This window comes from Maridesulfovibrio sp. FT414, assembly GCF_050916235.1.
Taxonomy (GTDB): domain Bacteria; phylum Desulfobacterota; class Desulfovibrionia; order Desulfovibrionales; family Desulfovibrionaceae; genus Maridesulfovibrio.
The window spans coordinates 2705699-2730196 of sequence record NZ_CP104854.1; the positions used below are offsets into that span (position 1 = coordinate 2705699).

The following is a 24498-nucleotide window of genomic DNA, read 5'->3' on the forward strand; positions in this document are numbered from 1 at the left end:
AGTTTGTCAACTGAATGCCGTCTATGGCAATCAGCATTCAACTAACTTATCAATGCCATTCACACCTCCAGCCGGCATAGCCTCCTTCGGGGAAAAGCTGGATTTTGTATATGCCCGGACTTACGGTGATGTGCTCGGACATGCCTACAACGCGTTCCTCTACCTGCTGACCGTCCCTGGTCGTTATCCTGACCCTGTAACGCTGCTGACCCTTGTTGTAGGGATCGGTAAAGCGCAGGGTGGTTCCAGAAACAGTGCTCAGTTCCCATTCTCCGTTGTCATTTGGGTGGCTCGGATTCAGACTGCCGTGGGCCAGCCTCCATTCCGCTCCCATGTTGCCGCTTATTTTTTTTGCATAGTTCATTTTCGGCATGGCCTGCTGTGCCGGAGGAGGCGGAGGAGCCGACTGTGAAGGTCCGGACAGCCTTGTTCCCCAAACCCGGTTTCCGATCTGATTCTTTCCATCCAGCCTGTTGCCGTCCTGAGTCATGGTCAGGGTGTCTATATAGCGGCCGTTACCCCAGGTTATTTCAAAGGTCCGTCTTTCGGGATCAAGGCATCTCCAGCTGTTGCCGTTTCCGGGCATTCTGCCTCCCTGTTGGAATTCTGCAACAGAACCGGTGAACCAGCGCCATTTCCCGACGAGCAGATCACAGTTGTCGTGTGCTGATCCATAGGGATCGTTGTTTCCGTATGGAGCTGCTCCGGAACCGTACGGATCGTTTGAGCCCATGGTCGGTGGCGGAGAGAAGCGCAGACTGTTGACGCTGTTGTAAACCAGATTCCTGTACTGCCCGGCAAGTTGTTCCACATAAACGCCGATGGCTACGACAGCCCCTCCACGGGCATATGTGTACAGGCCGTATGCGTGCAGCCTGTTTCCGTTGTAGTTTGAGCTGTATTCCCTGAATATACCGGGATGTCCGTCAACCTGTACGTTCCGGCTGGAGAGCCTGTTCTGGAAATATACTCCTCCACGGTTGAGAATGCCCTGCTCCATACCGTCCGCAATGGCCTGCAGACCCGGGTTGTTGCCCCTGGCTGCATATACTTCAATGAATGCATTCCGGTCGGGGGAAATAACCTGTTTTTTAAGATCGTTCGAAAGGCCCTGTGTGTTCTCTGTCCATCCGTTAGGTGTCTGTATCCAGAAGTCATAGTCGTCGTAAGCTGTTGCATTGGCAGCTGAAAAAATGGTTACGGCCAGCATTAAGGCTAGTATGGTGGGTGCAGTGAAGTATTTCATTGTGCGCATTGTTCCACCTCCGGCAGAAGTTGGTTTATAGACTTAATACATAGTAAGCCTGAATCTGTTTTATTTGTCAAACCATATTCAGTCTTCTGCTGATTCCTTATTTGGTGCATGCAATAATGAATCTAAATAAAAATTAATATAACTTAATAATATTGGGAGTGTATTTTGCTGCATTGCATCGTGAACGGGAAATGAGGCACTTTTTGCCCCTCCCAAAGGAGCGCGAAGCAGGGAGCAGAACGTGAGTATTTCAGCTTTGGGCAGTTCCACTGCCAGCAGTATGTTCTCAATGGATCAGGTACGCATGAAGCGGCCTGAAGATTATGATTCACCGGAAGATTTCGTCAGTTCCATTGTCAGCGACAACGATGCGGACGGCGACGGTAAACTCAGTATTGATGAAGCCGGTTTTCTGGATGATCATTTCAGCGAGATTGATTCGGACGGTGACGGCTACCTTTCCCAGGAGGAAATGGTTGCCGACCTGAAAAGCCGCCAGGAGCAGAAGGCCATGATGGGGCAGATGTCAGTCATGATGCAGAGCGGCTCGGAAAGCCTGATCGATTCTCTTATGAGTGAGCTTGATTCTGACGGAGACAGCCTGATTTCACAGCATGAGTCCGGGCTGGATGATGAGCTTTTCAGTGTTCTGGATACCGATGGTGATGGAAATCTTTCCAGTCAAGAACTGGAGGAAAGCATGGCATCCATGGCTCCGTCGGAAGGTATGGGAACTACCGTTGCGGCTTCGGGTAGCGGATCTTCTCAGTCCAGCTCTGAATCGAGCGATGATTCTGATGAAGAATATGACGAGTTCGATTACAATAAGGACGGAGTCGTAAGCTTTTCGGAATTGCAGCAGGCTTTCGCCAGTGGAGTAGCCTCTCTTGAGGATGTCGTGGGCAAAGGCAGTGATATGAATGGTGAGATGAGCGGTCAGGAGCAGGAAGAAGGACAGTCCGGACAGTCCGTGCTGCAGCGAATGGCCATGCGGGCATATCAGGGCCAGACCGGTGCAATCTATACCGGTGATACTTCAGGAACATTCGTCTGATTTATGTTGAATCAGGGCATCTGATCGTGAAAGGAGTCGCGGTCCGGCGTATTAAATATTGAGACAAAGGAAATATGTCGTGAACATGGATGTGGAAAAGGCTTATCTGATTGAAAGATAAGCCTTTTATTTTAATATGACCGCCTTAAAATTTTTATGAGTTCAGCTTGTGTCAGCTCAATGGGGTTCCCCTTCATGCTGCTGGCGCGGGCGGCCTTTTCTGCCAGTTCCGGGAAGTCCTTGTCAGTAATTCCCATTGCTGCCAGCCCCGGTATCTGCAGGTCGGAGCAGATTTCCATAACCCAGTCAATACCGTCAGCTGTTGTGGCGGAACTGTTTCCGGTCAGGATGCGGGCAGTTTCTGCATAGGCTTCAAGGGCCGGGCTTTCCGGTGCCCGTTCGGAAAGGGCCCGGATATTTGTTCTCATCACCTGCGGCAGCAGGGCGGCACAAACATTTCCATGCGGAGCGTGGAACTGTCCTCCGATGGGGGCTGCGAATCCATGCACCGCCCCCAGTCTGGCATTTGCCAGGACAATGCCTGACAAGAGGCTTGCCAGAGACATGCTGCTGCGGGCTTCAATGTCTGCTCCGTCAGTGTATGCAGTCCGCAGGGCGCGGGCGATATGTGAAAGACCTTCCCTGCACAGGGGACTGGTAATGGGGGATGCGAATCTGGAAACAAATGCCTCCATAAGCTGGGTCAGGGCATCAAGTCCGGTCGCCGCCGTTACGTTGGGGGGCATGGACAGGGTAAGCTCAGGGTCCACTATTGCCAGATCCGGGATCATGTCAGTGGAGCGCATGCTGATTTTCACACCGTGCTCAGGGCTGAGCAGTACCGCATTGCTGGTGACCTCCGACCCTGTCCCGGATGTGGTGGGCACGGCGATCAGCGGAGCGGGTCTGTTTTCAAGGGGCAACCCCTTGCCGACCACTTCAAGGTAATCAAGCACGTCTCTGCTATTGGTGAGCAGCGCGGCCAGAGCTTTCCCTGCGTCCAGCACGCTGCCTCCGCCTATTGCGATGACCATATCGCAGGACTGCGACCGTGCCTTTGCGGCACATTCGGAAATGAATACGGTATCCGGCTCTCCCTTCACGAAAATCAGTTGCAGTTGAAATCCGTTGTGCTCAAGGCTGTCCATGAGCCATTGGAATTGTTCAGGCCTGCTGCCGGTTACAAGGCAGGCTCGGCGGCCCATTCTGGATACGTGGTCGGGTATGGCTTTCGCCGTTCCCGGGCCGAAAATTATTTTTGGTGCGGTGGAAAATTGAAATTGCATGTATGGAAGGTAGCACTGAGGAATAGGGACGGCAATGTTTTTGAAATGGCACGTAATGCTTCAACGAACAGATTTAAATAAAAAAGGCGTACACCCTTAGCAGGGTACGCCTTTCTTTACAGAGTGCACTGTGAAGAGTCTTGCTACATGTGCTCTGCAAGAGCGGCACAGAGCTGGTCCCCGCAGGAAGTGTTTTTCTTTCCGCAGGTAATCCCGCGCAGCTTGGAAATGATTTCTTTTACTTCCATGTTCTTTACCAGCGCTGAAATGGCCTTGAGGTTCCCGTCGCATCCCCCGGTGAACTGAACATAGGTAAGTCTGTCGTTTTCAACTTTGAAGCGGATCTGCTTTGCGCAGACTCCGGTGGGGACGAAAACTTCGGTTCCCTGGGGGAAATCAGCGCCGCTCAGCGGATTCATGATTGTGGGCTGAAGGGTGATGTTTTCCATAGTATTATCCTTGCTTGTTGATTTATGTCATGTCTGCGGGAACATTGCGCAGGCATAGTGATTTGAAATCGGGTTGCACTGCTGTTTTTGATCATGAAATCAGCGTTGCGGTCAAGCCCGCTGTAAGGAGTAATTAGGTCAGGAAATATATAATTTTGCTAATTGGCAAAAAAAGAAAATTCTGCTTAACTGCTTATGTGCTGTGGGTGGAGCCCGAATACGGGTAAACGTGCGATATAGAGGAATTCAATATGTCTTACTATGTGGAGCCGCAGGAAGTATGTTGCGGTGCAGATAAGGCACTCGGAGTTCGCGGGGGGGCTGCAGTACGGCCTTTCCCGTCAAAACTTCAGGTGGAGGTAACCACCCGGTGCAATATGAAGTGTTCCATGTGCGTCAAGTACGCCCCGGACAGCCGGATAGGCGAGACCGACCTCAAACTGGATGCGTTCAGGAAACTGGGGCCCGCACTTGAACATTGCGAGGTGCTTGTTCTTAATGGAATAGGCGAGCCCCTGCTTCATCCCGATCTTGCGGAGATGGCGGCCTTTGCCCGGAAGCGTATGCCGAAAAACGGTTGGATCGGGTTTCAGACAAACGGGCTTTTGCTGACGGAAAGTCTGGCTGAAAGGCTTGTTTCTGCCGGAGTGGATACTTTCTGTGTTTCTGTTGATTCTCTTGATCCACAAGGCCTTACCTGCGGCGAGCTGCACGGTCAGGCGTGTGTTGACCGGCTTGCGCGCAGTTTTCGTCTGCTGCTTGAAGCTGGTGAAAAGTATGGCCGCAGACTCCGTCTGGGCGTCGAATTTGTGCTCATGAAGGATACGTATGAGCAGCTTCCGGCTGTGCTTGACTGGGCGGCGGAGCAGGGCGCCGGGTTTGTGGTCTGTTCCCATGTGTTTGCCTATAATCCCGCCATGCAGGGACAGTCGCTGTTCAACCCCAATACGCCATCTGCCACGGAGATCTTTCAGAAATGGCAGCGTAAGGCAAAAGAGCAGGGACTGGATCTGCATGATTATTTTGATGTGCTATGGAGAATCAGGACGGACGGTTCGCGGGCGGAATATTCCGAGCTTGGTCGAATGATGAAGGCCGAGGCCCGTGAAAGAGATGTATGGTTGCATCTGGCAAGTCTTCTCGAGTGGGACAGGAAGGAAGCCGTTGCCATGAGCGCTCATGTCCGCTCCGTATGTGCCGAGGCTCGCAGGAAGGCTGAGTCTAATGGCATAGAGCTTGATCTTCCCCCGTTGATGGCTCCGGATGAGCTGAAATGCGCATTTGTGGAGGAAGGGGCAGCGTTCGTTACCTCCGACGGAGATGTGAGTCCATGTCAGTTTCTCTGGCACGGCTATACCTGTTACATGGATGGCAGTGAAAAGGTGGTAAGGCCGAAAGTTTTCGGCAACCTTTCGGAAAGTGACTTTGTGGAGATCTGGAGGTCGCAGGAATATGCAGGCTTTCGGAAAGAGGTGTTGGAGTACGATTACCCATACTGTTCCAACTGCCCTATGGTTCCGTGCGATGATATTATCGGCAGGTCATATGATTTCGAGTTCGACTGTTTCGGGGCCAGGGTCCCGTGCGGGCATTGCCCGTGGGCCATGGGAGGGCTGAAGTGCCTGCTGTGATTCACTGAGGCCTGCAGGGCTGCATTTGTTTCCGGTACATATGTTTGAAAACGAAAAAGGGTTGGTGCCTGAGCGCCAACCCTTTTTCGTTTTAAATCTTTCCTGATGAAATCGAAGTTACTGTTCCCGCCCACCGGTTTCGGTCACGTAGAGTTCGACCTCCTTGGCCTTCATCAGGTCCTGAAATACCTGCGGAGGCTTGCGGTCAGTGAAGATCGCGTCGATTTCAGAGAGATCGGCAATGCGAACCATGGCGTTGCGGTTGAATTTGGTGTGGTCGGTGACAAGGAAGATGTTTCGGGCATTGTTTATGATTTCGCGGGCTACACGGACTTCGTGGTAATCGTAGTCGAGCAGGGTTCCGTCCTCATCTATGCCGGATACGCCGATGATGCCGTAATCAACCTTGAACTGCTTGATGAATTCGACGGTTGCCTCTCCGGTCACTCCCTTGTCGCGCTGCCGGACCATTCCTCCTGCCACGATTACTTCGCAGTCGTTTTCGCTCATGGTCAGGGCAACATTCAGGTTGTTGGTGATAACCCGTAAGGACTTGTGTCCGGATAGGGCCTTGGCAACTTCTTCGGTGGTGGTTCCGAGGTTTATGAACATTGAGGCGCGATCCGGGATGAGTTTGGCCACCATCTCTGCGATCAGCCGCTTTTCCTGGTGAAGAATGTTGCGACGTGCACTGTAGTCAACATTCTCTACGCTGGAAGAACGTCCAGCTCCGCCGTGGAAGCGCTGAAGCAGCTTGTGCTTGCAGAGCTTGTTTATATCGCGCCTGATTGTCTGGGGAGTTACTTCAAAATGCTGGGCCAGAGTCTCAATAGGGGCAAAGCCCCGTTCACTGACAATGTCGAAGATCTCCCGTTGTCGTTTGGAAAGAGCATCAAGGTTGAATTTGGTACCTTTCAGCTTCTTGGTTTTACTCTGATCAGTCAAGACGACCGTCTCCTTGCTTTCAAATATGAACAAACTCGCATGCTTGAATCGAGTTGCGTTTGTGGTGAAATGTTTTCACATCGACCAAAATGTTTCATTTGCGCGGGAAAACGAAAATATAAACCCGCCCAATTTTTATTATCTACCAGCTCAACCTCCGACAGGCAAGGCAAAGTAGCTTTCTCGATCACTTTATAAATGGTATTATCCCTTATTTGAGTGGAAGTCTTGGGCGCGAGCACTGGTTTGTTTGAATTTGTTTACATTATGTTCGTTTATAACACACTGAAAAAACTTAATAAACATGACGAAATGGCCCTGTATGATTATTTTTTGACGCATAAAGGTTCGTTTTTGTTTGCTTTTAAAAAATATATTCAATTTCGAAAATATTTCCTTGTCATTTTGTGTTCAGTATGTCACATTTTGATCAAAAGCGAAACGAGATAGCGAAGTGGATGTCGACAACGAATGTTTCGCTGATAAATAGTTATTGGGGTGGAAGTCGTAACTGCGTGGGATTGCAGTAAAAGAGGTCCGACTTTCGATTATTTAAAATATTTGGTCCGGCGGAACCGGCCGGAGAGAGGGTGGTTGTTGTTATGAAACGTTCAGATTTTATCCAGCAGGTTGAAGACAGTTCAAAAGTGTGGGATTTCGTTATTGTCGGCGGCGGCGCGACCGGCCTTGGTTCCGGCCTTGACGCAGCTGCACGCGGCTATTCCGTACTGCTTCTTGAACAGGGTGACTTTGCCGAAGCCACCTCCAGTCGCAGCACCAAGATGGTCCACGGCGGTGTGCGTTATCTTGCTCAGGGCAACATCTCCCTTGTTATGGAAGCCCTGCATGAACGCGGCATTCTCAAGCAGAATGCTCCGCACATGTGCTACAACCAGAAGTTCATTGTTCCCGATTACAAATGGTGGGGTCTTCCTTACTATGGAATCGGTCTGAAATGCTATGACATGCTGGCCAGAAAATACAGCTTCGGCCCCTCTCAGATTTACTCCAAGGGTTCTGTTCTCAAGGAAGTTCCCGGTGTTCTCGCCAAGAAGCTGAAGGGTGGAGTTACCTACCATGACGGCCAGTTTGACGATGCCCGTCTGGCTCTGACACTTGCCCGTACTATGGCTGATTTTGGCGGCTGCCCCCTCAACTATACTCGTGTGACCAATCTGGTTAAGAACTCCACCGGCTACGTATGCGGCGTGCAGGCTGAAGATAAACTGACCGGCAAGACCTACGAGATTAAAGCCAAGGCAGTAATCAACGCCACCGGTATTTTTACTGACGACGTAATGAACATGGACAATCCCGGCCACAAGAAGCTCATTGCTCCCAGCCAGGGCATCCATATCGTTATCGACCGCGAATTTCTCGGCGGTGAAACCGGTATCATGATTCCCAAGACCGATGATGGTCGTGTGATCTTCTTCGTTCCCTGGCATGGTAAGGTTGTTGTAGGAACCACCGATACTGCCCTCAATTCCGTCTGTATGGAGCCCAAGCCCCTGGAAGAGGAAATCAACTTCCTGGTTGAGCATTCCGCTCGTTATCTTTCAAAGGCTCCCACACGTGATGACGTTCTCAGCGTATTCACCGGTATTCGTCCGCTGATTGCTGCAGGAGACGGCGAGTCCACCTCCGCACTTTCCAGAGATCATTACCTGACTGTGTCTCCCAACAAGCTGCTGACCATTGCCGGCGGTAAGTGGACCACCTACAGACACATGGCAGAAGACTGCATTGACAATGCAATCCAGATGGGTGGACTTCCCTTCCGTCCTTCCCCGACTCAGAACGTAAAGCTGCACGGTTACACCACTGATTTTGATCACAATGATCACATGCATGTTTACGGAAGCGAAGCCTCCGAAATCATCGCGCTTGCTTCTGAGTATCCTGAACTCAATGATCGCATGCACGCCAACCTTCCCTATTCCTGGCTGGAAGTTGTCTGGGCGGCTCGTCATGAATGGGCCCAGACTGTTTCCGACGCTCTTGCCCGCAGAACCAGAGCGCTGATCCTCAATGCCAAGGCTGCAGCTGAAATTGCACCCAAGTGTGCTGAAATTATGGCTAAAGAGCTTGGTAAAGATGAACAGTGGGTCAAGACCCAGATCGAAGAGTTCGCAGTACTGGCTGAGAACTATATAGTAAGGTAATTAAGCTCTGACCGTTTCCGCAGGCTTTGTGGACGTGTGCACTGCGTCCGTTACAGAGTCCTGTCGGGATTGTGTCTGTCTCCTCAGCCGCTTGTGACAAAAGGGCTTCCCTTTTGTCACAGGTGAGCCGAAAGAAGAATATACAGTGGAGCCGGGTATGCGCACTGTACTGTTTATGGAGTCAGGTAGGTTGGATTTATAATAAATTTGCATCGTTATGATGCTCGATATTCTCCAAAGAGCGACGGGGGCTTCCCTCTCCCGTCAACCCCTTCCCTTTGCCGTCGGTTACCTGGGCCGGCGGCTTTTTCTTTTTCAAAAATAGTCTTGTTATATTCGCAGTTGATCATATACCCGAACCTGCCCTGACAAAGGTGATTAAGTGATGGTGATGGTTTTTGTTTTCATTTCTGAAACGGAAAGACTGCTGTTTCGGCTTATATGTTCAAAGTTAGTTTCGATACAAACTGTTGAAACACAATGCTTTGCTGTATTATATATTCAATGCAGGTGTTTTGTATGTCCCCAGGCAGCTCAAAAAAAAATTACATACACATAAGTCTGCAACTGTTTAAAATCAGTATAAATTTGCTAATCCGAAACACGTTTTTGAAAATTTATTTTCAAATTCGAACATTATGGGGTTGATTTTTTGTTTTTTACAAAATAGTGTCAGGGCATAGGAAATGGAAAAGCGTTGGGCCCTACCCCGGCGCGAGGTGGTATTCGTTTCCGAAAAGAAACGGATTTGTCATTAACTGCTTTAAGAGATGTGGGAGTGATTGATTATGAGTCCTTTTTTAGGCGAAGTGATTGGTACTTTGATTCTTACCCTTTTCGGTTGCGGCGTAGTTGCCAACGTCCTTCTTGAAAAATCAAAAGGCCAGAACGGTGGATGGATCGTCATCACAATGGGTTGGGGATTTGCAGTAACATTTGCAATTTACGTAGCCGGTAAATACTCCGGTGCACACATCAACCCTGCTGTCACCATTGGTCTTGCTGCCGGCGGATATTTCCCTTGGGCGAGCGTTCCCATTTACATTGCAGGCCAGATGCTCGGCGCATTCCTTGGTGCTGTAATTTGTTTCTTCACCTACAAGTGCCATTGGGGCCCCACTCAGGATCCCGGCCTGAAGCTGGCTGTTTTCTCCACTGGCCCTGCTATCCCCTGTACTGCTGAAAACTTCCTCTGCGAATTTATCGGCACCTTCTTCCTGGTATTCATCATCCTTGGTATCGGCGCCAACGAATTCACCCAGGGTCTTAACCCCCTTGTTGTTGGTTTCTTCATCGTATCCATCGGCCTCTCTCTCGGTGGCCCTACCGGTTACGCTATCAACCCTGCTCGTGACCTCGGTCCCCGCATCGCACACGCCCTCCTGCCCATTCCCGGTAAAGGCGGCAGCGATTGGGGCTACTCCTGGATTCCCGTAGTAGCACCCATCTGCGGCGGTGTTGCCGGCGCTCTCGTGTACAAGGCCCTGATAGGCTAAGTATCGCGACGTAAGGTTATAAGAAAACATACCATGTAATGCAGGGGGTGGAGCGCACCTTCACCCTCACCATAAAAAAGACATAGGGGAAATTTAAAATGGAAAAGAAATACGTTCTTTCTATCGACCAGGGTACCACCAGCTCTCGCGCAATCATCTTCAACAAAGGTGGCGAGATCGTAAAAGTAACCCAGAAAGAATTCACCCAGATTTTTCCCAATCCGGGCTGGGTTGAGCACGACGCACTGGAAATCTGGTCTTCCGTCCAGTCCGTAGTTGCTGAAGCCCTTGCTGAAATTCCTGCTGCCGAAATCGCAGCCATCGGTATCACCAACCAGCGTGAAACCACCGTTGTATGGGACAAAAACACCGGCAAACCCGTTTACAACGCAATCGTATGGCAGTCCCGTCAGACCATGGACATCTGCAACGACCTCAAAGCTAAAGGTCTTGATCCCATGGTTCGTGAAAAAACCGGTCTGCTCATTGATGCATACTTCTCCGGTACCAAAGTAAAATGGATTCTCGACAACGTTGAAGGCGCCCGCGAAAAAGCTGAGAAAGGCGACCTCCTCTTCGGTACCATTGACACATGGCTGGTATGGAAGCTCACCGGCGGCGCAGTTCACGTCACCGACTACACCAACGCTTCCCGTACTCTCATGTACAACATTCACGAACTCAAGTGGGACGAAGAGATCCTCAAACACCTCACCGTTCCCGCTTCCATGCTGCCCGAAGTCAAACCTTCTTCCGAAGTATACGGCTCCACCCACAAAGATAAGTTCCAGGGTCTGGAAATCCCCATCTCCGGTATGGCCGGTGACCAGCAGGCTGCTCTGTTCGGTCAGGCATGCTTCGAAGAAGGTATGGCCAAGAACACCTACGGTACCGGCTGCTTCATGCTCATGAACACAGGTGAAAAAGCAGTTCCTTCCAAGAACGGCCTGCTGACCACCATCGCATGGGGTGTTGACGGTAAAGTTGAATACGCTCTGGAAGGTTCCATCTTCGTTGCCGGTTCCGCTATCCAGTGGCTGCGCGACGGTCTGAGAATGTTCCGTGACGCCAAGGATTCCGAACTTTACGCAACCCGCGTACAGGGCACCGACGGCGTTTACATGGTACCCGCATTCGTAGGTCTCGGCGCTCCTTACTGGAACTCCGAAGTTCGCGGTGCAGTATTCGGTCTGACTCGTGGTACCACCAAGGAACACTTCGTTCGTGCTACCCTCGAGTCCCTCTGCTACCAGACCAAAGACGTTCTCTCCGCAATGGAAGCTGACTCCGGCATCTCCCTTGCAAAACTCCGCGTAGACGGCGGTGCAGTTGCAAACGACCTGATGCTTCAGATTCAGTCCGACCTGCTGGGCGTTCCCGTTGAGCGTCCCCTGTGCATTGAAACCACCGCTCTCGGCGCAGCTTACCTCGCCGGTCTGGCTGTTGGTTTCTGGGCAGACAAGAACGACATCAAAAAGAACTTCGGTGTTGACCGTGAGTTCGGACCCAAGATGGATGCTGAAAAGTCCGCCAAGCTGTACGCCGGCTGGCAGAAGGCTGTTGAAGCAACCATGGCTTTCAAATAAGACAACATACGCAGCTTACGCTGTATCTCACTGTATACAAAAAGGGCACCGCAAGGTGCCCTTTTTGCGCAGCATTACTTTTGCTGAAGTCCTGTTGCAGTGTTATTTCTCTCAGCAACTTGTCGCCTTATTCCAGCAAGAGATGATTTTCACCGGCAGTCCACGTCTAAGAAACTTAAACCAATTGGTCGGTCACGCTAAGCTTAGCAAATTTTAATCTGCGGATATATCGTCCGCAGGGATACTTCTTGTTGAGTTCCAGCTGCCAAACCTTATGACTTGGCAGATTTTTCAGACGCGTCCAGAGGCAGCCTGATGGTAAAGCGGGTCCACTTGCCAGGACTTGAATTGACAGCCATGGAGCCCTGATGCTGATCGGCAATGATGAAATATGAAACGGAAAGCCCCAGACCGGTCCCTTTCCCCAGTTCCTTCGTGGTGAAGAACGGATCAAAAATCCTGTTGAGCGGGGTGAAATCTATTCCCGGACCATTGTCTTCGATTTCAACTACAGCCATTTTATTATCTTCTTTAATTCTGCAGATGAAACGGGGGCGGTCCTCGGCATACTGCTTTTCGGTCATTGCTTCAGCCCCGTTCTTGAGCAGATTAAGGAATACCTGCTGAATTTCATTGCCGTCGCAATAAACCGCGCGCGTACTGCTGTCATATTCCCTTATTATTTCAATTTGTTTAAAGTCGTAATATTTTTTTAGGTTATAGTCGCTTGCAGCCAGTTCTATGGTTCTGTCCAGCAACTCGGAAAGATGGTGATAACCATGTCTTCTCTCGCTTTTGCGGCTGAAGCTGAGCATGTTTGAAACAATTCTTGCGGCGCGCTGGCCAGAATCCATAATGCCGTCAAGCATCTTGGGGATCTGTCGACGCTCAAGATATTCGCGCATCTTCTCAAGGGAAATACCGCAGGATTCGGCCTCTTTCTGGTTGGCATCCATATCAGTGAAAATGCGTTTCTTCATGTTCTGGGCATGTCCAAGAATTCCTGCCAGCGGATTGTTGATCTCATGGGCCATTCCGGCGGCAAGACCTCCTACGGACATCATTTTTTCCGATTGGACCATCATCTGTTCTAGGTTGACCCTGTCAGTTACATTGTCAATGCGGATAACTGCCCCTTCAACTCCATTGGCAATCAACGGATAAATGGTGATGTCGTCGTAGCGGGTGCTGCCTTTGTCCGTTCTGGTCTGCATTGAGTCCGAGCGGATGGTTCTGTTTTTCATGGCCATAAGAACCTCATCAAGTTCCTTCTGCATACTGGGCAAGGCCATGCCCAGTGGAAGTCCGACCGCCTCTCCGGAGCTTAGGTTGCTCATTTTCTGAGCTTCAATGTTCCAGTGGGTTATCCTGCCGTCAGGGTCTACGCCTACGAGTATGGAGGGCATGGAATCGATGATGTTGCTGAGGTAGTTCTTGGTTCTTGCCAGTTCGGTCTCTGCATCGCTTCTGGCTTTCTCAAAGCGCAGGAGAATGGCTATGCCGCCAAGTATGGCCCCGATTCCCACCAGCCAAATGGTCATAAATGATGTGCCTGTTTCAGTCACAAAGGACGCGAGTGTCTGTTCATAATGAGACATGGGGACTGTTACGCTGATTCCGCCGCGAATGTCTCCCAGCTTGTATCCCTGCTCAGCATGGCATTTCAGGCAGTTTTTTTCCGTGATCATGGGGCGCATGAAATGAAGGACCGGCATACCGTTTTCAACGGATACGGCGTGGTACTCTTTCGGATCTGTTTTGAATGACTCAAGTACCTTAGCTTCCCATGGCAGCGGTTCGTTGCCGGGCCGAATCGGATCAAGACTGGTGATGTGGCCGTGAAGTCCGGCGTCTTCATTCATAATATTATAGACCATGCGCATCATGTAGGCCGGATTGATCATGGTCATCTTTTTCCCGGTGGTGGTAGTTACATCCCGGTCGGCAACATCAAGGTACCTGTTGGGTGCAAGTTTGGGTGAAACCTCGGCGTACAGGCCTCCCAGCCCGGCAACCCAGCGGCGGTAGGTAAGGTCTTTCTCATAGGCAACCTGAGCTTCCTTCAGGGCCAGTTCATGTATGTTATCCTTTTCGGCCAGGATGATTCGCGTATAGAACGAATATATCGAACCGCTCCATATCAAACAAAAAAATAGGCCTAAAAGGAGCAGCCTTTGAGAATACTTCACTGTATATTCTCCTGATGAAGAGTTGCTGTTTTATTTGCAGTATATCAGAGCGTGCAGCGGTCTGCCAGAATGAATGATGCTTTTTGATACCTGATTAAACCGGAGCAGGGCAGAGGATTAAAACCGGCTGGAAAGAGCCTCTTTCAGCAGGGCGTCGGATGCTTTCAGAATGTCGGATATTTCGTCCTTTCGGGCATTATCAAGATGAATTCCGCAGGAAACGGAAACCGTGCAGTTGAAATGTGTTGCCAGACCGTAGGCCATCTCTCTGGCCAGACCATCTTCCCTGTGACCGGTTACGGCAAGGAGTGATACCGTTGCATCGGCTTTAGCCCTGTCCTTGATACCGGAGTGGGGGACGGCAAGTGCAACCGCGCCGATATGCGGAGTGTCCCCTCCGAAAAGGGATACACACAGGTCTCTGCCCATGCGTATGAGAGTCATCTCCAATGTGAACCTTTCGGTTTTTCTCGTCAGGGTGAGCATTTTTTACCGTCCGGACAAAAGACAGAATCTGTTTTTCAATCTGTTCAGAAGCCCGTTTCTACCGTCTGTCTGCATCCATTCAAGATCCCCGAAACGCATATACAGGCGGTCCAGAAAGAAAGGAATGAAGCTATCCTGAACCAGCCTTTGCAGGTTTGACGGGAGTTTTTCAAAGTAAAAGCTGAATTCGTGCATGGCGAAATTTTCGTTCTGTTCGAATTCTGTCGAGTTGCGCAGGGCTGTCAGCAGGCCTTTTTCCGAAAGCGGACTGAAATCAAGGCGTGACATGCGGTCATGAATATCGTTGTCGGTAGAAAAGTCGTCAGAATCGAAAATAAAGGTCAGCACGAGGGTCCCGCCGTCTTTTTCAGGAAGGACGCTGATGTTCAGCAGCCCTTCCCGAATAGGGCAGCCCTTGCCGAACCTGTAACGGAACGGGGTATAGCCGATGATATGCTCACGGCATTTGCGCCTGATGGCGTGCTCCCGGTCTTTTTGCATCTCAGCCGAGACCCATGCCCGGTTTCATTTCCTGTCCGGTCAGAGGGGTGTCGTAGCCGCCGAGAGAGCTGATTGCTTTTTTGACCCTGTCCGACCTGATCAGTTCGATAAGTGCGCTGATGCGCGAATCCTTGAGAAACCTGTTCGGGATGATCAGATCATACCGCTCATGGGCCAGCGGGACAAAATCAAGATCAAGGGCCTTTGCAGCAGCATAAATGCCCAGTCCGCAATCCGCAGCACCGGTGAGGACGTTTGCGGCGACAGTCATGTGGGTGAATTCCTCGCGATCGTATCCTGAAATGTCATCCGGGGTGAGACCGGCCTTTTTCATGTGGTAATCGAAAAGGATTCTGGTTCCGGCTCCACGCTGCCTGTTGATGAAGTTGATTCCGCTCCCGCCCAGAGATTCGATTCCGCTGATCTTCTTGGGGTTGCCTTTGGGAACAATAAATCCCTGATGGCGGATGGCGAGGTTGATTACGGTGATTTCAAGGTCGGGCAGGTATTTGGTCAGAAACGGGAAGTTGAAGTCCCCGGATTCTGGATCGAAAAGGTGGGCACCTGCAAAGAGGGCCATACCGTTCTTAAGAGCGGTCAGTCCGCCCATGGAGCCTGCATGGGTGGAAACAAGGCGCAGGGGAGTGTTCCCGCCCATGAGCATGTCTCCAAGCATGTCCAGCGTGTTGTCATGACTGCCCACGTGCATGAGCACCTTGCTCAGGGCCGACCTGCATGAAAAGAGCTCCACATTGACAAGATCACCCTGTTCGATTCCTTCGCAATCCGCGTTTACCCGTGTGAAGCCCTGTGCCTTGGTCAGGGTGGTAATCATACCTGCTCCGCGGGAAAGGGGAACGCCGATGTATTCGTGACCCACCTCGCCCACCGCCAGACGCACAATCTCTTCAAGGCCCGGTTTTGAAGGGGTGCGCCGGGCAAGCCGAACCTGCACTTTCTCTCTTTCCGGGGCATATTTGCCGGAAAGCCATGAAATAACCGGTGTCAGCACATCTTCAAAGCACACCACCGCACTTACCGGATACCCCGGGGCACCGACAAGCAGCTTGCCCTGAGCAGTTCCGATAACCGTGGGTTTTCCGGGCATTACTGCAATCCCGTGAACCAGCACCTGTCCGAGTTTCTGGAAGACCTTGCGGGTGAAGTCCTTGCTTCCGGCTGAAGAACCAGCTCCGACCACAACAATGTGCGAATCCTTCAGGGCCTTGTCCACAGCCCGGACAAGCTTGTCTTCCCGGTCGCGGACGGGCGGCACGGCAGTGAATTCAATGTCCAGCCCGGCAGCAAGTCCTTTGAACACCTGTGAGTTGGACTCGATGACCTCGCCGGGTTTCGGGGTAGGGCGGTCGCAGAAAGGCAGAACTTCGTCGCCGGTGGGAATAAAGGTCATGCGGATTTTTTCGTGAACGCGGATGTCGTAGATCCCAGCGGAAAGCAGGGCTCCGATATCAAAGGCTGAAATGGTATGATTTCGCGGGAGCAGCATTTCCGTGGCGACAATGTCTTCGCCTATGCGCCGCACGTGCTGCCAGGGATAGGCAGGGCCCTCAATGGTGATGGAGTCGTCGGTATCAATAACGTTCTCAATCATGATTACGGCATCCATGCCGTCGGGCAGCGGGTTGCCGGTATTGACCGCAATACACTGGCTGCCTTTTTTCAGTCCCAGAGGCTGACCTTCACGGGCGGCAAAGGTAGTGTCGCTTTTGACCGCAAAACCGTCCATGGCCGCCGAATGATAGGTCGGCGATGAACAGCGGGCGGTAACGGCTTCGGCTGTAACCCTGTTCAGTGCCTCGTGGACGGGTCTGGTCTCGACCTTGACCAGTTCTGCACGGTTGAGGGCGTTGATAGCCGCAGCCACGGCTTCGGGGACAGGAACTGTTTTCAGGTAGATATTACGGTCACTCATTTTGTGAATCCTTTTTTAGATTAACCAGACAGAAATCTTTCCCCCGGCGTAGAACCCTTCTGTGTCAGCCGGGATGATCATCAGGCCGTCAGCCTGAATCATTGTTTTGAGCAGGCCGGACTTTCCGTAGATCGGCCTTGCCTGCGGTATATCGCCCTCGCGGTGGGTTATCTTCATGCGAACGTAATCCTCCCGGCCCGGCTTGGAAACTGTATTCCGTTCAAGTTCGGCCTGAATCATCGGACGACCCTTGGCTGAAAATGCTTCGGAGTCTCCCATAAGATGCCTGATGAAGGGCATTACCAGCGACAGCATGACCACCTGAACGGAGGTGACCTGTCCGGGCAGACCCAGCACGGGCTTGCTTCCCGATCGGCCGAGAATAGTGGGTTTCCCGGGGCTTATCGCTACGCCGTGAGCCATTATTTCCGAATCTTCCATGGCCTCGATGGCTTGAACAGTCAGGTCGCGCATGCCCACGGAGCTTCCGCCGGAAAGAAGCACAAGATCATTTTCCTCAATTGCTTTTGCCAGCATTGCTTTAAGATGTTCAAGGTCATCGCGGACAATGCCGTAGTTGACCGGCAGGGCTCCCGCCTGTGCCACAAGGCAGCGCAGGGTGTGCGAATTCACATCGCGGATGGAGCCGACCTTCTGCGGTGAACTTATCTCTACCAGCTCATCCCCGGTGGAGATGATGCCGACTTTTGGCCGGGCGTGGACAACGGTTTGGCTGATGCCCAGTGCCGCAAGCAGTCCCACATCCTGAAATCTGACTCCGTGCCCGGCCTTGAAGACTGTTTCGCCCAGGGCGGCGTCTTCGCCCTTGAGCATGGTATGATCTCCGGGGGCTGATGATTTTCTGATTTCTATTGTACCGGCACCCAGTTCGTGGGTGTGTTCGACCATGACTACTGCATCGGCCCCATCGGGCAGGGTTCCCCCGGTGGGGATGGCCGCACATTCTCCGGGTGCGAGTCTGAATTCCGGGTTCTGGTCCACCTTCAGCTCAGCCCGGCATTCCAGATAGGCCGGGTTGGATTCGGTGGCCCCGAAGGCATCCCGGGCATTAACGGCGTAGCCGTCCATACAGGAGCGGTTGGCCGGGGGCAGGTCCTCTGGGGAAACAATATCTTCGGCAAGAACCATTCCGAAGGCCTCGGCGATCGGCACCATAACAGTCCCGGTGGAGGAAAATGTTTTCAGCAGGTCCTGAAAGTCCTTCCTGCTGATGATTTTGAAGAATTCATGGCTCATGGGTCAGTCCGTTATTTCATTAGGCGTGTTTTTTATTAATGACAAATTGCGGATGACGTAGCGAATCCCTAATAAAAGGTATGGGATTCTTGCACCATCCCTTAGGCTAGCGGTCTTCCCGCGAGTCTTAGGGATGGCGACAGTGGAACAAACACTCTCGCAAATACGACTATTTCCTTAGCTCCGCAGGGCCGCCGGAGGCACTGAGTAAACATCAGATTTAGCTGCCGTTCTTGATGTTGATTTCAATGTCGCCGGGCACGAAGCCTTTCAACTGTTTGAGCATGGCGGTTATCCCGGCTGAAAGTATGTCGGAGACAAAGGGGTTGAAGCCCAGCTCACTGCCGTTGCAGGTAATGGTCATGCTGCCGGATTTAGCCTTGCAGCCTGATACGCCGGCCTTGCCGGCCAGTATGTCGGCCACGAAATCCATGCAGAATTCCCGTCCGCATTCCCCGCAGTTAAGGCCCGGAAGGAGGAATCCCCTGTCCATGACCAGATCGGCCAGTGCTTCGACGTCCTCGCTGGCTGGAGGATTGTCCCGGGTGCAGGCGGGGATCTGCTTCAGGGCCAGCTCGGGATAGAATTCCTTGTCATCGTTGTCCTCGCGGACCATGATGACTCTGGGCAGCCAGCCGACTTTGTTGCCGCCTTCCATGACGATCACGTCCACGTCCATAAGCGGAACCAGATCCTGTACCGTGCGTTCCTGCGCCCAGGAGACAAAGGACTGGGACGGAGAATAGGCCGCCACGGCAGCAGCGACCTTTTTGTATTCTTCGGTGTCGGCCCTTTCTGCCCCGTCAAAACCGTGGTGGGAATGTTTGACCACGCCCACTTTCAGTCCGCGTTCGGCAAGGCATTTTACAAGGGCAAGACCCATGGTGGTCTTGCCGGTCTTTTTCTTTCCGACAATGGCAATTGCTTTCATCCTGAGTCCTAAGCGGTTATTTCGGTTCCGATACCGCTTTTGGTGAAAAGTTCGAGCAGTACGCAGTTTTCGACTCTGCCGTCGATGATATGGGCCTTTTCGACTCCTTCGTGAACCGCTTCAATGCAACAGCTCAGCTTGGGAATCATACCCCCGGTGGCCAGACCGGAGTCGATTGCTTCGGCAGCTTCACGGCTGGTCATGGACGAGATGAGGCTTTTGTTCCCGTCAAGCAGTCCCTGAACATCGGTAAGCAGGTGCAGACGCTTTGCACTCATGGCGGCAGCAACTGCTCCGGCAACGGAGTCGGCGTTGATGTTGTAAGTGGAGCCTTCTTCATCCACTCCCACGGGAGCGATGACCGGGATGAACCCTTCGGCCAGCAGCGACCTGATCAGGGTGGTGTTCACCTTGGTGACTTCGCCGACCTTGCCGAGGTCGATGATTTCCGGTGCCTTGGCTTCGGACTCGACCACCAGTTCCTTCTGTTCGGCCTTGAGGAGCATACCGTCTTTGCCGGAGAGGCCTACGGCTTTGCCGCCGTTGAGGTTGATCAGGTTGACGATCTGCTTGTTGACCTGCCCGACCAGAACCATTTCCACGACGTCCATTGTGGCGGAGTCGGTGACCCTGTATCCGCTCTTGAAGTGACTGTCGATATTCAGTGCACTGAGCATTTTCTGGATCTGGGGGCCGCCGCCGTGGACAACCACCGGGTTGATGCCGATATACTTGAGCAGGATAATGTTCAGAGCAAAGGCCCGCTTAAGAGATTCGTCGATCATGGCATTGCCGCCGTATTTGATGACGATGGTTTCTCCGTAAAATTCCTTGATGTAGGGAAGGGCTTCGATAAGAAGTTTCGCCTTGATGATGTCCCGTTCCATATCCATATATTTCTTGTCTCCTGAAAATGAATTGGTTGATATTATCAGCCTGCTTTTTCAAAGCAATGCCTACCTATAATTTAAAATGGTCCGGAGGGAAACCCCGCTTTTATTAGGCTTGAAACAGCAACCATACGAAAAGGCCGCGAACCCGTTAGGGTGCGCGGTCTTTTGTTCATGAGGATATGGTGAAGCTTTGATTTAGAGGAATGGAAAGCTTTGTTTATTCGCCGATGGGCAGGACGGTGCGTCCGTATTGTTCATTGAGAACTTCGGCCATGGCAAGGTAGAATGCGGAAGCTCCGCAGACGATGCCTTCATAGCCCGCAATGGTGCCGATCAGGTGGTTGCCGGTGAAATCGCGGATGGCCAGCAGGAAGAAAAGCAGGGTGAGTGAGCCGAAAATAAATTTAAGCACGGCGTTGCTTTTAAGGGTACCTGCGAACATGAACAGGGTGAATATACCCCACATGACAAGATACCAGCCCATGTATGCATGGGGGGTAGCCTCGGTCCAGCCGAGTTTGGGCATAACGATCAGGCCTACGAGGGTCAGCCAGAACATACCATAGGAAGTGAATGCGGTGGTGCCGAAGGTGTTGCCTTTCTTGAACTCCATTATTCCGGCAATGACCTGGGCCATTCCGCCGTAAAAGATGCCCATGGCAAGGACCATGGCACTGATCGGAAAGAATCCTGCATTGTGGATATTGAGCAGGATGGTGGTCATGCCGAAGCCCATGAGCCCGAGAGGTGCGGGGTTCGCGAGTTTGGATTCCATTGTTTTCTCCTAGGGGTGGTATTTTTTTAAGAGACACGCTCCCCAAGGTCCCTCTGCCTGTGTGGGCCAGGCAGAGGGAAGGGATGGTTGGGTGCATGTATAGTGGAAATTTGTGTTGCTTTTGATTGGTAGTGGTTACTCATTCAACTATAGCGAAATTGTTGGTATGGCAAGAAAAAAGTGAATGGATAAGAGGTTTTCTTTTGGATTAAGGACTGGCTCATGATTGTCTCCAATAAATTTTACTGGTTATGCGTTCAGTTTGTTTGGGGGACAGGCCTTTGCCGATTGTGTTGTCTGCTGAAGGTTGAGTCATGCTTCTCAGGTCAGAACACAGGGATTCTTTTTAGTTTTCCATATTTCGTGTACAATGTATTCAAAAGTTTTGTCCAGTTCAGGTGAAATTTAATCGCAAAATTCCTGATAAAGAGCATGCCTGTCGGCGGGAGGGGATGTGTCTGTATCTGTTCTGACGTTGATCTCTCTGGGGTTGCTGTTCATTGTCGGATTTGTGGCCGATACCATAGGCAGGAGCACGCCCATCCCGCGGGTTTCGGTACTTATTCTTTTCGGCTTGTGTATCGGTCCTGCCGGGTTGAACCTGCTGCCCGAGTCCATTTACCGCTGGATGCCGGTCGTATCGGATATTGCCCTTGCGGTAATCGGCTTTCTGCTGGGCAGCTCTCTCAAATATTCGTCCATTAAAAAATATGGCAGGGTGGTTTTTTATATTTCACTCTCGGTCGTGGCAGTCACGGCTGTGCTTGTGGGGTGCGGGCTGTGGATTGCCGGAATGTCGCTGTCGCTGGCTGTGGTCTATGCCGGGATAGCCCCGGCCACTGACCCGGCTGCGACTCTTGAAGTGGTTCGTGAGTCTGAAAGGACAGGCGAGTTTCCCAATGTCCTGTTACAGATAACCGCAATAGATGATGCCTGGGGCGTAATGCTGTTCAGTCTTTTGTTTGCCGGAGCGCAGCTGCTGGTGGCAGGCACCGGGGGTGGGGCAGGTGTTCTTGAGGGAGGACGGGAGATTCTTCTTTCGCTGCTGATCGGCATCGGACTCGGGGTTCCCATGAGTTTTCTGACCGGACGCATCCAGCCCGGCGAGCCAAGCCTTGCCGAGGCCTTGGGCATGGTCTTCATCTGCTGCGGAATTTCGATCTGGGTTGAGGCCTCCTACCTGCTTTCTTCTATGGTGATGGGTACGGTTGTGGCGAATCTGGCCAGTCACCATGAGCGTCCTTTTTATGCCATTGAGGGGATTGAATGGCCCGTGGTCATTTTGTTTTTCATCTTTGCGGGCGTGAATATCCGTATCGAGCATCTTTCCGGTAATCTGATGTGGATACTGTTGTATATCGGACTGAGGATTTTAGGTCGTCTGACCGGTTCGGCATTCGGGGCCGTGATGAGCGGGCAGTCGTTCGAGTTCGGCAAGTGGATGGGTGTTGCGCTCATGCCTCAGGCCGGGGTGGCGCTGGGCATGGCCCTGACCGCAGCCCACCGGTTTGAGGTTTTCGAGCCTATTGTTTCAGTTGTTGCGGTTACAACGGTCTTCTTTGAGGTTGTCGGTCCAGTCTGTGCCCGGTTCGCCCTGAAAAAAATGAATTCGGCAGCAGCGGGGTGATTGCTGAAATTTTTGTGCTTTTGCCGCTTGTGCCACAGGTCGAATCTTTTGATTGGTATTGCTGGGTGGACAAATATTGATTAGTTAGGAAGCAGAAATCATATTCATCTTATCTTATGAAGTTACGGAGCTTGTAGATGGTTCAGAATAAAAGGCGCAGAACCCGTGTTGAGGCCGGCTTTACCGTGAAGCTGCACAAGGATGGAATTGATGCCGGTGCTGAAAGTCACAACCTCAGTCTCAAGGGGCTTCTTTGTGACCCGGTTCAGGGGTTTGCGGTCGGAGATGACTGTGAAGTTTCTCTTTCATTGTCTGAAGACGTGGAAATTTTTATCAGTGCGAAAGTTGTGCGGGCAGATGATACAGGGCTGGCCGTGGACTTCACTTCAATGGATGAAGTCAGCTTCACGCATCTGCGCAGATTGATTCAGTTTAACGCCCAGGATGCAGATGCCATTGACAGCGAGCTTACTTCGCCTGCTTTTGAGTCCTGATAACCGGCATACACAGGGTTGCAGGCTTGAACAGGCAGAGTTCATAAGCCCGGGCTATTTTCCTTGCCCGGGGGGACGGCATGCCGCAATCCATAAGTCTGCAATAGATATGGAGCGGGTTGAAGATGTGTTCGATGAATGCCTTGAAACCTGTTTTCATTTTATTACGGGCTGTTGTTTGTAAATCGAGTGCTGTGTTTTGCTCAGAACCTCAAATAAATGCTCAGAAATTGAAGTTTCGTCAATTGTTGCAGCTATAATAAAGGTTATTGCGCAGTTTCGACCTCAAATCCTTTCAGGAATCTTACAGTTATCAGAAACATTGTTACGGCCACGATTGATCCGGCATAAAAAACCGCATCAAGTCCCATTCCGGCATAGACAAGACCCATTATTATGGGGGCCATGGTCTGACCTACCCTTAAGAGCATTCCGTTTACCGACATGAATATTGCCCGTTGTTCCATGGGGGCTATTGCAGTCAGCATGGACATGGAGTTGGGCAGGTTGAGTCCCTGTCCCAGTCCGAATACGCAGACCGGAAGTATGCACCAGAGAGCTGAATCGGCACTGGGCAGCATCAGCATTGAGGCCCCGTATGCAAATGCGGAAATGGCAATCATCAGCGGTTGCGACATGAAGTGGGCCAGCCTTCCCATCTGTGAAGCTGCCAGTGCAGTGATGAAGGACGCGCTGGAAATGACAACGCCGATCATGAGCGGCGAGGCTTCGAATCGGGAGTTCAGCATTACCGGCAGGTAGGTCACTATGGGGCCGTAGAGAATGATGAAGGTCAGCAGTGATATGGCGAACAGGCTGAGCACTTCCCGGCTTTTCATTCCTTCCAGAGCCGCCTTCATATATTTCTTGAAATCTCCGTTCGAAGACGGTTCCGGGTTGTCCAGCTTGAACGCGACCAGCCATGCCAGCGGCAGCGCGGACAGGGACAGAAGAAAGGGTGCCTGCCAGCTCAACTGGGCCAGAATTCCGCCTATGGCCGGGAATATGGCCGTGCCCATGCTCAGAACACCGGCGTTGAGTCCCATGGCTTTGATCCGCTCCCTGCCGCTGAAAAGATCGCCGATAATGGTCAGGTTGATGACCCCGACCGCAGCAGCACCGATTCCCTGCAGAAATCTAAGCAGCAGCAGCGAGTTGAAATCAGAGGCGAAAAAGCAGGCCGCACCTGCGATGCTGAAAAGCAGCAGTGAAGGAATCAGGATTTTTTTTCGACCAATCCTGTCTGCGAAAATTCCGGCCAGCGGGGCGAAAATGATGCCCGGCAGGGTGAAGATGGTGAAAACCAGTCCCACGGTAGAAGGCGAGATTCCGAATTCCCTGATCATGAGCGGGAGGGAGGGGATTATGCTTGAAACACCCATGATTGCCATGAGGGTTACTGCGAAAACGATCTGTAAATTCTTGTTCTTATATAAGGCTGTCATCCGGGATAGAGTCCTTTTCGGGATAAATTGAACCACGAACGCTACTCCCTATCGGCAGGCTTAGCAACTCCTATGCTCTGACGTGCAATTTTCCATACCG

At 51.7% G+C, this 24498-nt stretch carries 20 protein-coding genes; 7 read left to right on the forward strand and 13 right to left on the reverse strand.

The genetic code is table 11. The annotated features are described in order from the left end of the window. Positions 1-49: 49 nt before the first annotated feature. A complete protein-coding gene (locus N7E73_RS11985) occupies positions 50-1255 on the reverse strand; it encodes a hypothetical protein (protein ID WP_432734989.1) in 1206 nt (401 codons plus the stop codon). Positions 1256-1496: 241 nt separating this feature from the next. Between N7E73_RS11985 and N7E73_RS11990 the strand changes: the two genes are divergently transcribed. Next, the gene (locus N7E73_RS11990; protein WP_432734990.1) at positions 1497-2309 is read left to right on the forward strand and encodes an EF-hand domain-containing protein; all 813 of its coding nucleotides are present in this window, start codon (positions 1497-1499) and stop codon (positions 2307-2309) included. Between the two features lie 131 nt (positions 2310-2440). Here the strand turns inward: N7E73_RS11990 and N7E73_RS11995 are convergent, their stop codons facing one another. Then, positions 2441-3595, reverse strand: coding sequence for an iron-containing alcohol dehydrogenase (locus N7E73_RS11995; protein WP_432734991.1), 1155 nt, complete (start codon positions 3593-3595; stop codon positions 2441-2443). 143 nt (positions 3596-3738) lie between these two features. Then, complete coding sequence (locus N7E73_RS12000) at positions 3739-4044, reverse strand: TIGR03905 family TSCPD domain-containing protein (protein ID WP_432734992.1); 306 nt, start codon at positions 4042-4044, stop codon at positions 3739-3741. A gap of 251 nt (positions 4045-4295) precedes the next feature. On the opposite strand from N7E73_RS12000, the gene N7E73_RS12005 reads away from it, so the two are divergent. Then, positions 4296-5675, forward strand: coding sequence for a radical SAM/SPASM family putative metalloenzyme maturase (locus N7E73_RS12005; protein ID WP_432734994.1), 1380 nt, complete (start codon positions 4296-4298; stop codon positions 5673-5675). A gap of 117 nt (positions 5676-5792) precedes the next feature. On the opposite strand, the gene N7E73_RS12010 is transcribed toward N7E73_RS12005, so the two are convergent. Next, on the reverse strand, positions 5793-6620 hold the full coding sequence (locus tag N7E73_RS12010) for a DeoR/GlpR family DNA-binding transcription regulator (RefSeq protein ID WP_432734995.1): 828 nt from the start codon (positions 6618-6620) through the stop codon (positions 5793-5795). A gap of 602 nt (positions 6621-7222) precedes the next feature. On the opposite strand from N7E73_RS12010, the gene N7E73_RS12015 reads away from it, so the two are divergent. From N7E73_RS12015 to glpK, 3 genes are all read left to right on the forward strand, one after another. Then, a complete protein-coding gene (locus tag N7E73_RS12015; protein WP_432734996.1) occupies positions 7223-8785 on the forward strand; it encodes a glycerol-3-phosphate dehydrogenase/oxidase in 1563 nt (520 codons plus the stop codon). A 788-nt stretch (positions 8786-9573) separates the two neighbouring features. Then, positions 9574-10281 carry an MIP/aquaporin family protein gene (locus N7E73_RS12020; protein WP_432734997.1) on the forward strand — a complete coding sequence of 236 codons (708 nt, stop codon included), beginning with the start codon at positions 9574-9576 and terminating at the stop codon, positions 10279-10281. A 98-nt stretch (positions 10282-10379) separates the two neighbouring features. After that, a complete protein-coding gene (gene glpK, locus N7E73_RS12025) occupies positions 10380-11867 on the forward strand; it encodes a glycerol kinase GlpK (protein ID WP_432734998.1) in 1488 nt (495 codons plus the stop codon). Positions 11868-12139: 272 nt separating this feature from the next. Here glpK and N7E73_RS12030 read toward each other — a convergent pair whose 3' ends face one another. The 8 genes from N7E73_RS12030 to satP all read right to left on the reverse strand — a co-directional run bounded on the left by N7E73_RS12030 (position 12140) and on the right by satP (position 20832). Then, a complete protein-coding gene (locus N7E73_RS12030; RefSeq protein ID WP_432734999.1) occupies positions 12140-14056 on the reverse strand; it encodes an ATP-binding protein in 1917 nt (638 codons plus the stop codon). 117 nt (positions 14057-14173) lie between these two features. Further along, the gene (locus tag N7E73_RS12035) at positions 14174-14542 is read right to left on the reverse strand and encodes a hypothetical protein (RefSeq protein WP_432735000.1); all 369 of its coding nucleotides are present in this window, start codon (positions 14540-14542) and stop codon (positions 14174-14176) included. Positions 14543-14545: 3 nt separating this feature from the next. Beyond that, positions 14546-15043 (reverse strand): hypothetical protein, encoded by a 498-nt coding sequence (locus N7E73_RS12040; RefSeq protein ID WP_432735001.1) that lies wholly within the window; start codon positions 15041-15043, stop codon positions 14546-14548. Position 15044: 1 nt separating this feature from the next. Next, on the reverse strand, positions 15045-16976 hold the full coding sequence (locus tag N7E73_RS12045; RefSeq protein WP_432735002.1) for a molybdopterin biosynthesis protein: 1932 nt from the start codon (positions 16974-16976) through the stop codon (positions 15045-15047). Positions 16977-16991: 15 nt separating this feature from the next. Continuing rightward, positions 16992-18233 (reverse strand): molybdopterin molybdotransferase MoeA, encoded by a 1242-nt coding sequence (locus N7E73_RS12050; RefSeq protein WP_432735003.1) that lies wholly within the window; start codon positions 18231-18233, stop codon positions 16992-16994. A gap of 220 nt (positions 18234-18453) precedes the next feature. After that, a complete protein-coding gene (locus N7E73_RS12055; RefSeq protein ID WP_432735004.1) occupies positions 18454-19164 on the reverse strand; it encodes a molybdopterin-guanine dinucleotide biosynthesis protein MobB in 711 nt (236 codons plus the stop codon). 8 nt (positions 19165-19172) lie between these two features. After that, positions 19173-20051, reverse strand: a complete 879-nt coding sequence (argB, locus tag N7E73_RS12060; RefSeq protein ID WP_432738866.1) for an acetylglutamate kinase — start codon at positions 20049-20051, stop codon at positions 19173-19175. Between the two features lie 223 nt (positions 20052-20274). Next, entirely contained in the window at positions 20275-20832 is a 558-nt protein-coding gene (gene satP / locus N7E73_RS12065) for an acetate uptake transporter (protein ID WP_432735005.1), read from the reverse strand. A gap of 454 nt (positions 20833-21286) precedes the next feature. Here satP and N7E73_RS12070 point away from each other — a divergent pair, with 454 nt between their 5' ends. Further along, positions 21287-22459: a cation:proton antiporter gene (locus N7E73_RS12070; protein WP_432735006.1), complete on the forward strand. Its 1173-nt coding sequence runs from the start codon at positions 21287-21289 to the stop codon at positions 22457-22459. Between the two features lie 137 nt (positions 22460-22596). Further along, the gene (locus N7E73_RS12075) at positions 22597-22953 is read left to right on the forward strand and encodes a PilZ domain-containing protein (protein ID WP_432735008.1); all 357 of its coding nucleotides are present in this window, start codon (positions 22597-22599) and stop codon (positions 22951-22953) included. A 266-nt stretch (positions 22954-23219) separates the two neighbouring features. Here the strand turns inward: N7E73_RS12075 and N7E73_RS12080 are convergent, their stop codons facing one another. Next, complete coding sequence (locus N7E73_RS12080) at positions 23220-24434, reverse strand: MFS transporter (RefSeq protein WP_432735009.1); 1215 nt, start codon at positions 24432-24434, stop codon at positions 23220-23222. Positions 24435-24498: the final 64 nt, after the last annotated feature.

Excerpts from the sequence above, each read along its gene's own strand:
- N7E73_RS11985 (WP_432734989.1), bottom strand. The coding sequence starts at position 1,255 with ATGCGCACAATGAAATACTTCACTGCACCCACCATACTAGCCTTAATG.
- N7E73_RS11995 (WP_432734991.1), bottom strand. The coding sequence starts at position 3,595 with ATGCAATTTCAATTTTCCACCGCACCAAAAATAATTTTCGGCCCGGGA.
- N7E73_RS12000 (WP_432734992.1), bottom strand. The coding sequence starts at position 4,044 with ATGGAAAACATCACCCTTCAGCCCACAATCATGAATCCGCTGAGCGGC.
- N7E73_RS12005 (WP_432734994.1), top strand. The coding sequence starts at position 4,296 with ATGTCTTACTATGTGGAGCCGCAGGAAGTATGTTGCGGTGCAGATAAG.
- N7E73_RS12015 (WP_432734996.1), top strand. The coding sequence starts at position 7,223 with ATGAAACGTTCAGATTTTATCCAGCAGGTTGAAGACAGTTCAAAAGTG.
- N7E73_RS12020 (WP_432734997.1), top strand. The coding sequence starts at position 9,574 with ATGAGTCCTTTTTTAGGCGAAGTGATTGGTACTTTGATTCTTACCCTT.
- glpK (WP_432734998.1), top strand. The coding sequence starts at position 10,380 with ATGGAAAAGAAATACGTTCTTTCTATCGACCAGGGTACCACCAGCTCT.
- N7E73_RS12035 (WP_432735000.1), bottom strand. The coding sequence starts at position 14,542 with ATGCTCACCCTGACGAGAAAAACCGAAAGGTTCACATTGGAGATGACT.
- N7E73_RS12040 (WP_432735001.1), bottom strand. The coding sequence starts at position 15,043 with ATGCAAAAAGACCGGGAGCACGCCATCAGGCGCAAATGCCGTGAGCAT.
- N7E73_RS12045 (WP_432735002.1), bottom strand. The coding sequence starts at position 16,976 with ATGAGTGACCGTAATATCTACCTGAAAACAGTTCCTGTCCCCGAAGCC.
- N7E73_RS12050 (WP_432735003.1), bottom strand. The coding sequence starts at position 18,233 with ATGAGCCATGAATTCTTCAAAATCATCAGCAGGAAGGACTTTCAGGAC.
- N7E73_RS12055 (WP_432735004.1), bottom strand. The coding sequence starts at position 19,164 with ATGAAAGCAATTGCCATTGTCGGAAAGAAAAAGACCGGCAAGACCACC.
- argB (WP_432738866.1), bottom strand. The coding sequence starts at position 20,051 with ATGGAACGGGACATCATCAAGGCGAAACTTCTTATCGAAGCCCTTCCC.
- satP (WP_432735005.1), bottom strand. The coding sequence starts at position 20,832 with ATGGAATCCAAACTCGCGAACCCCGCACCTCTCGGGCTCATGGGCTTC.
- N7E73_RS12075 (WP_432735008.1), top strand. The coding sequence starts at position 22,597 with ATGGTTCAGAATAAAAGGCGCAGAACCCGTGTTGAGGCCGGCTTTACC.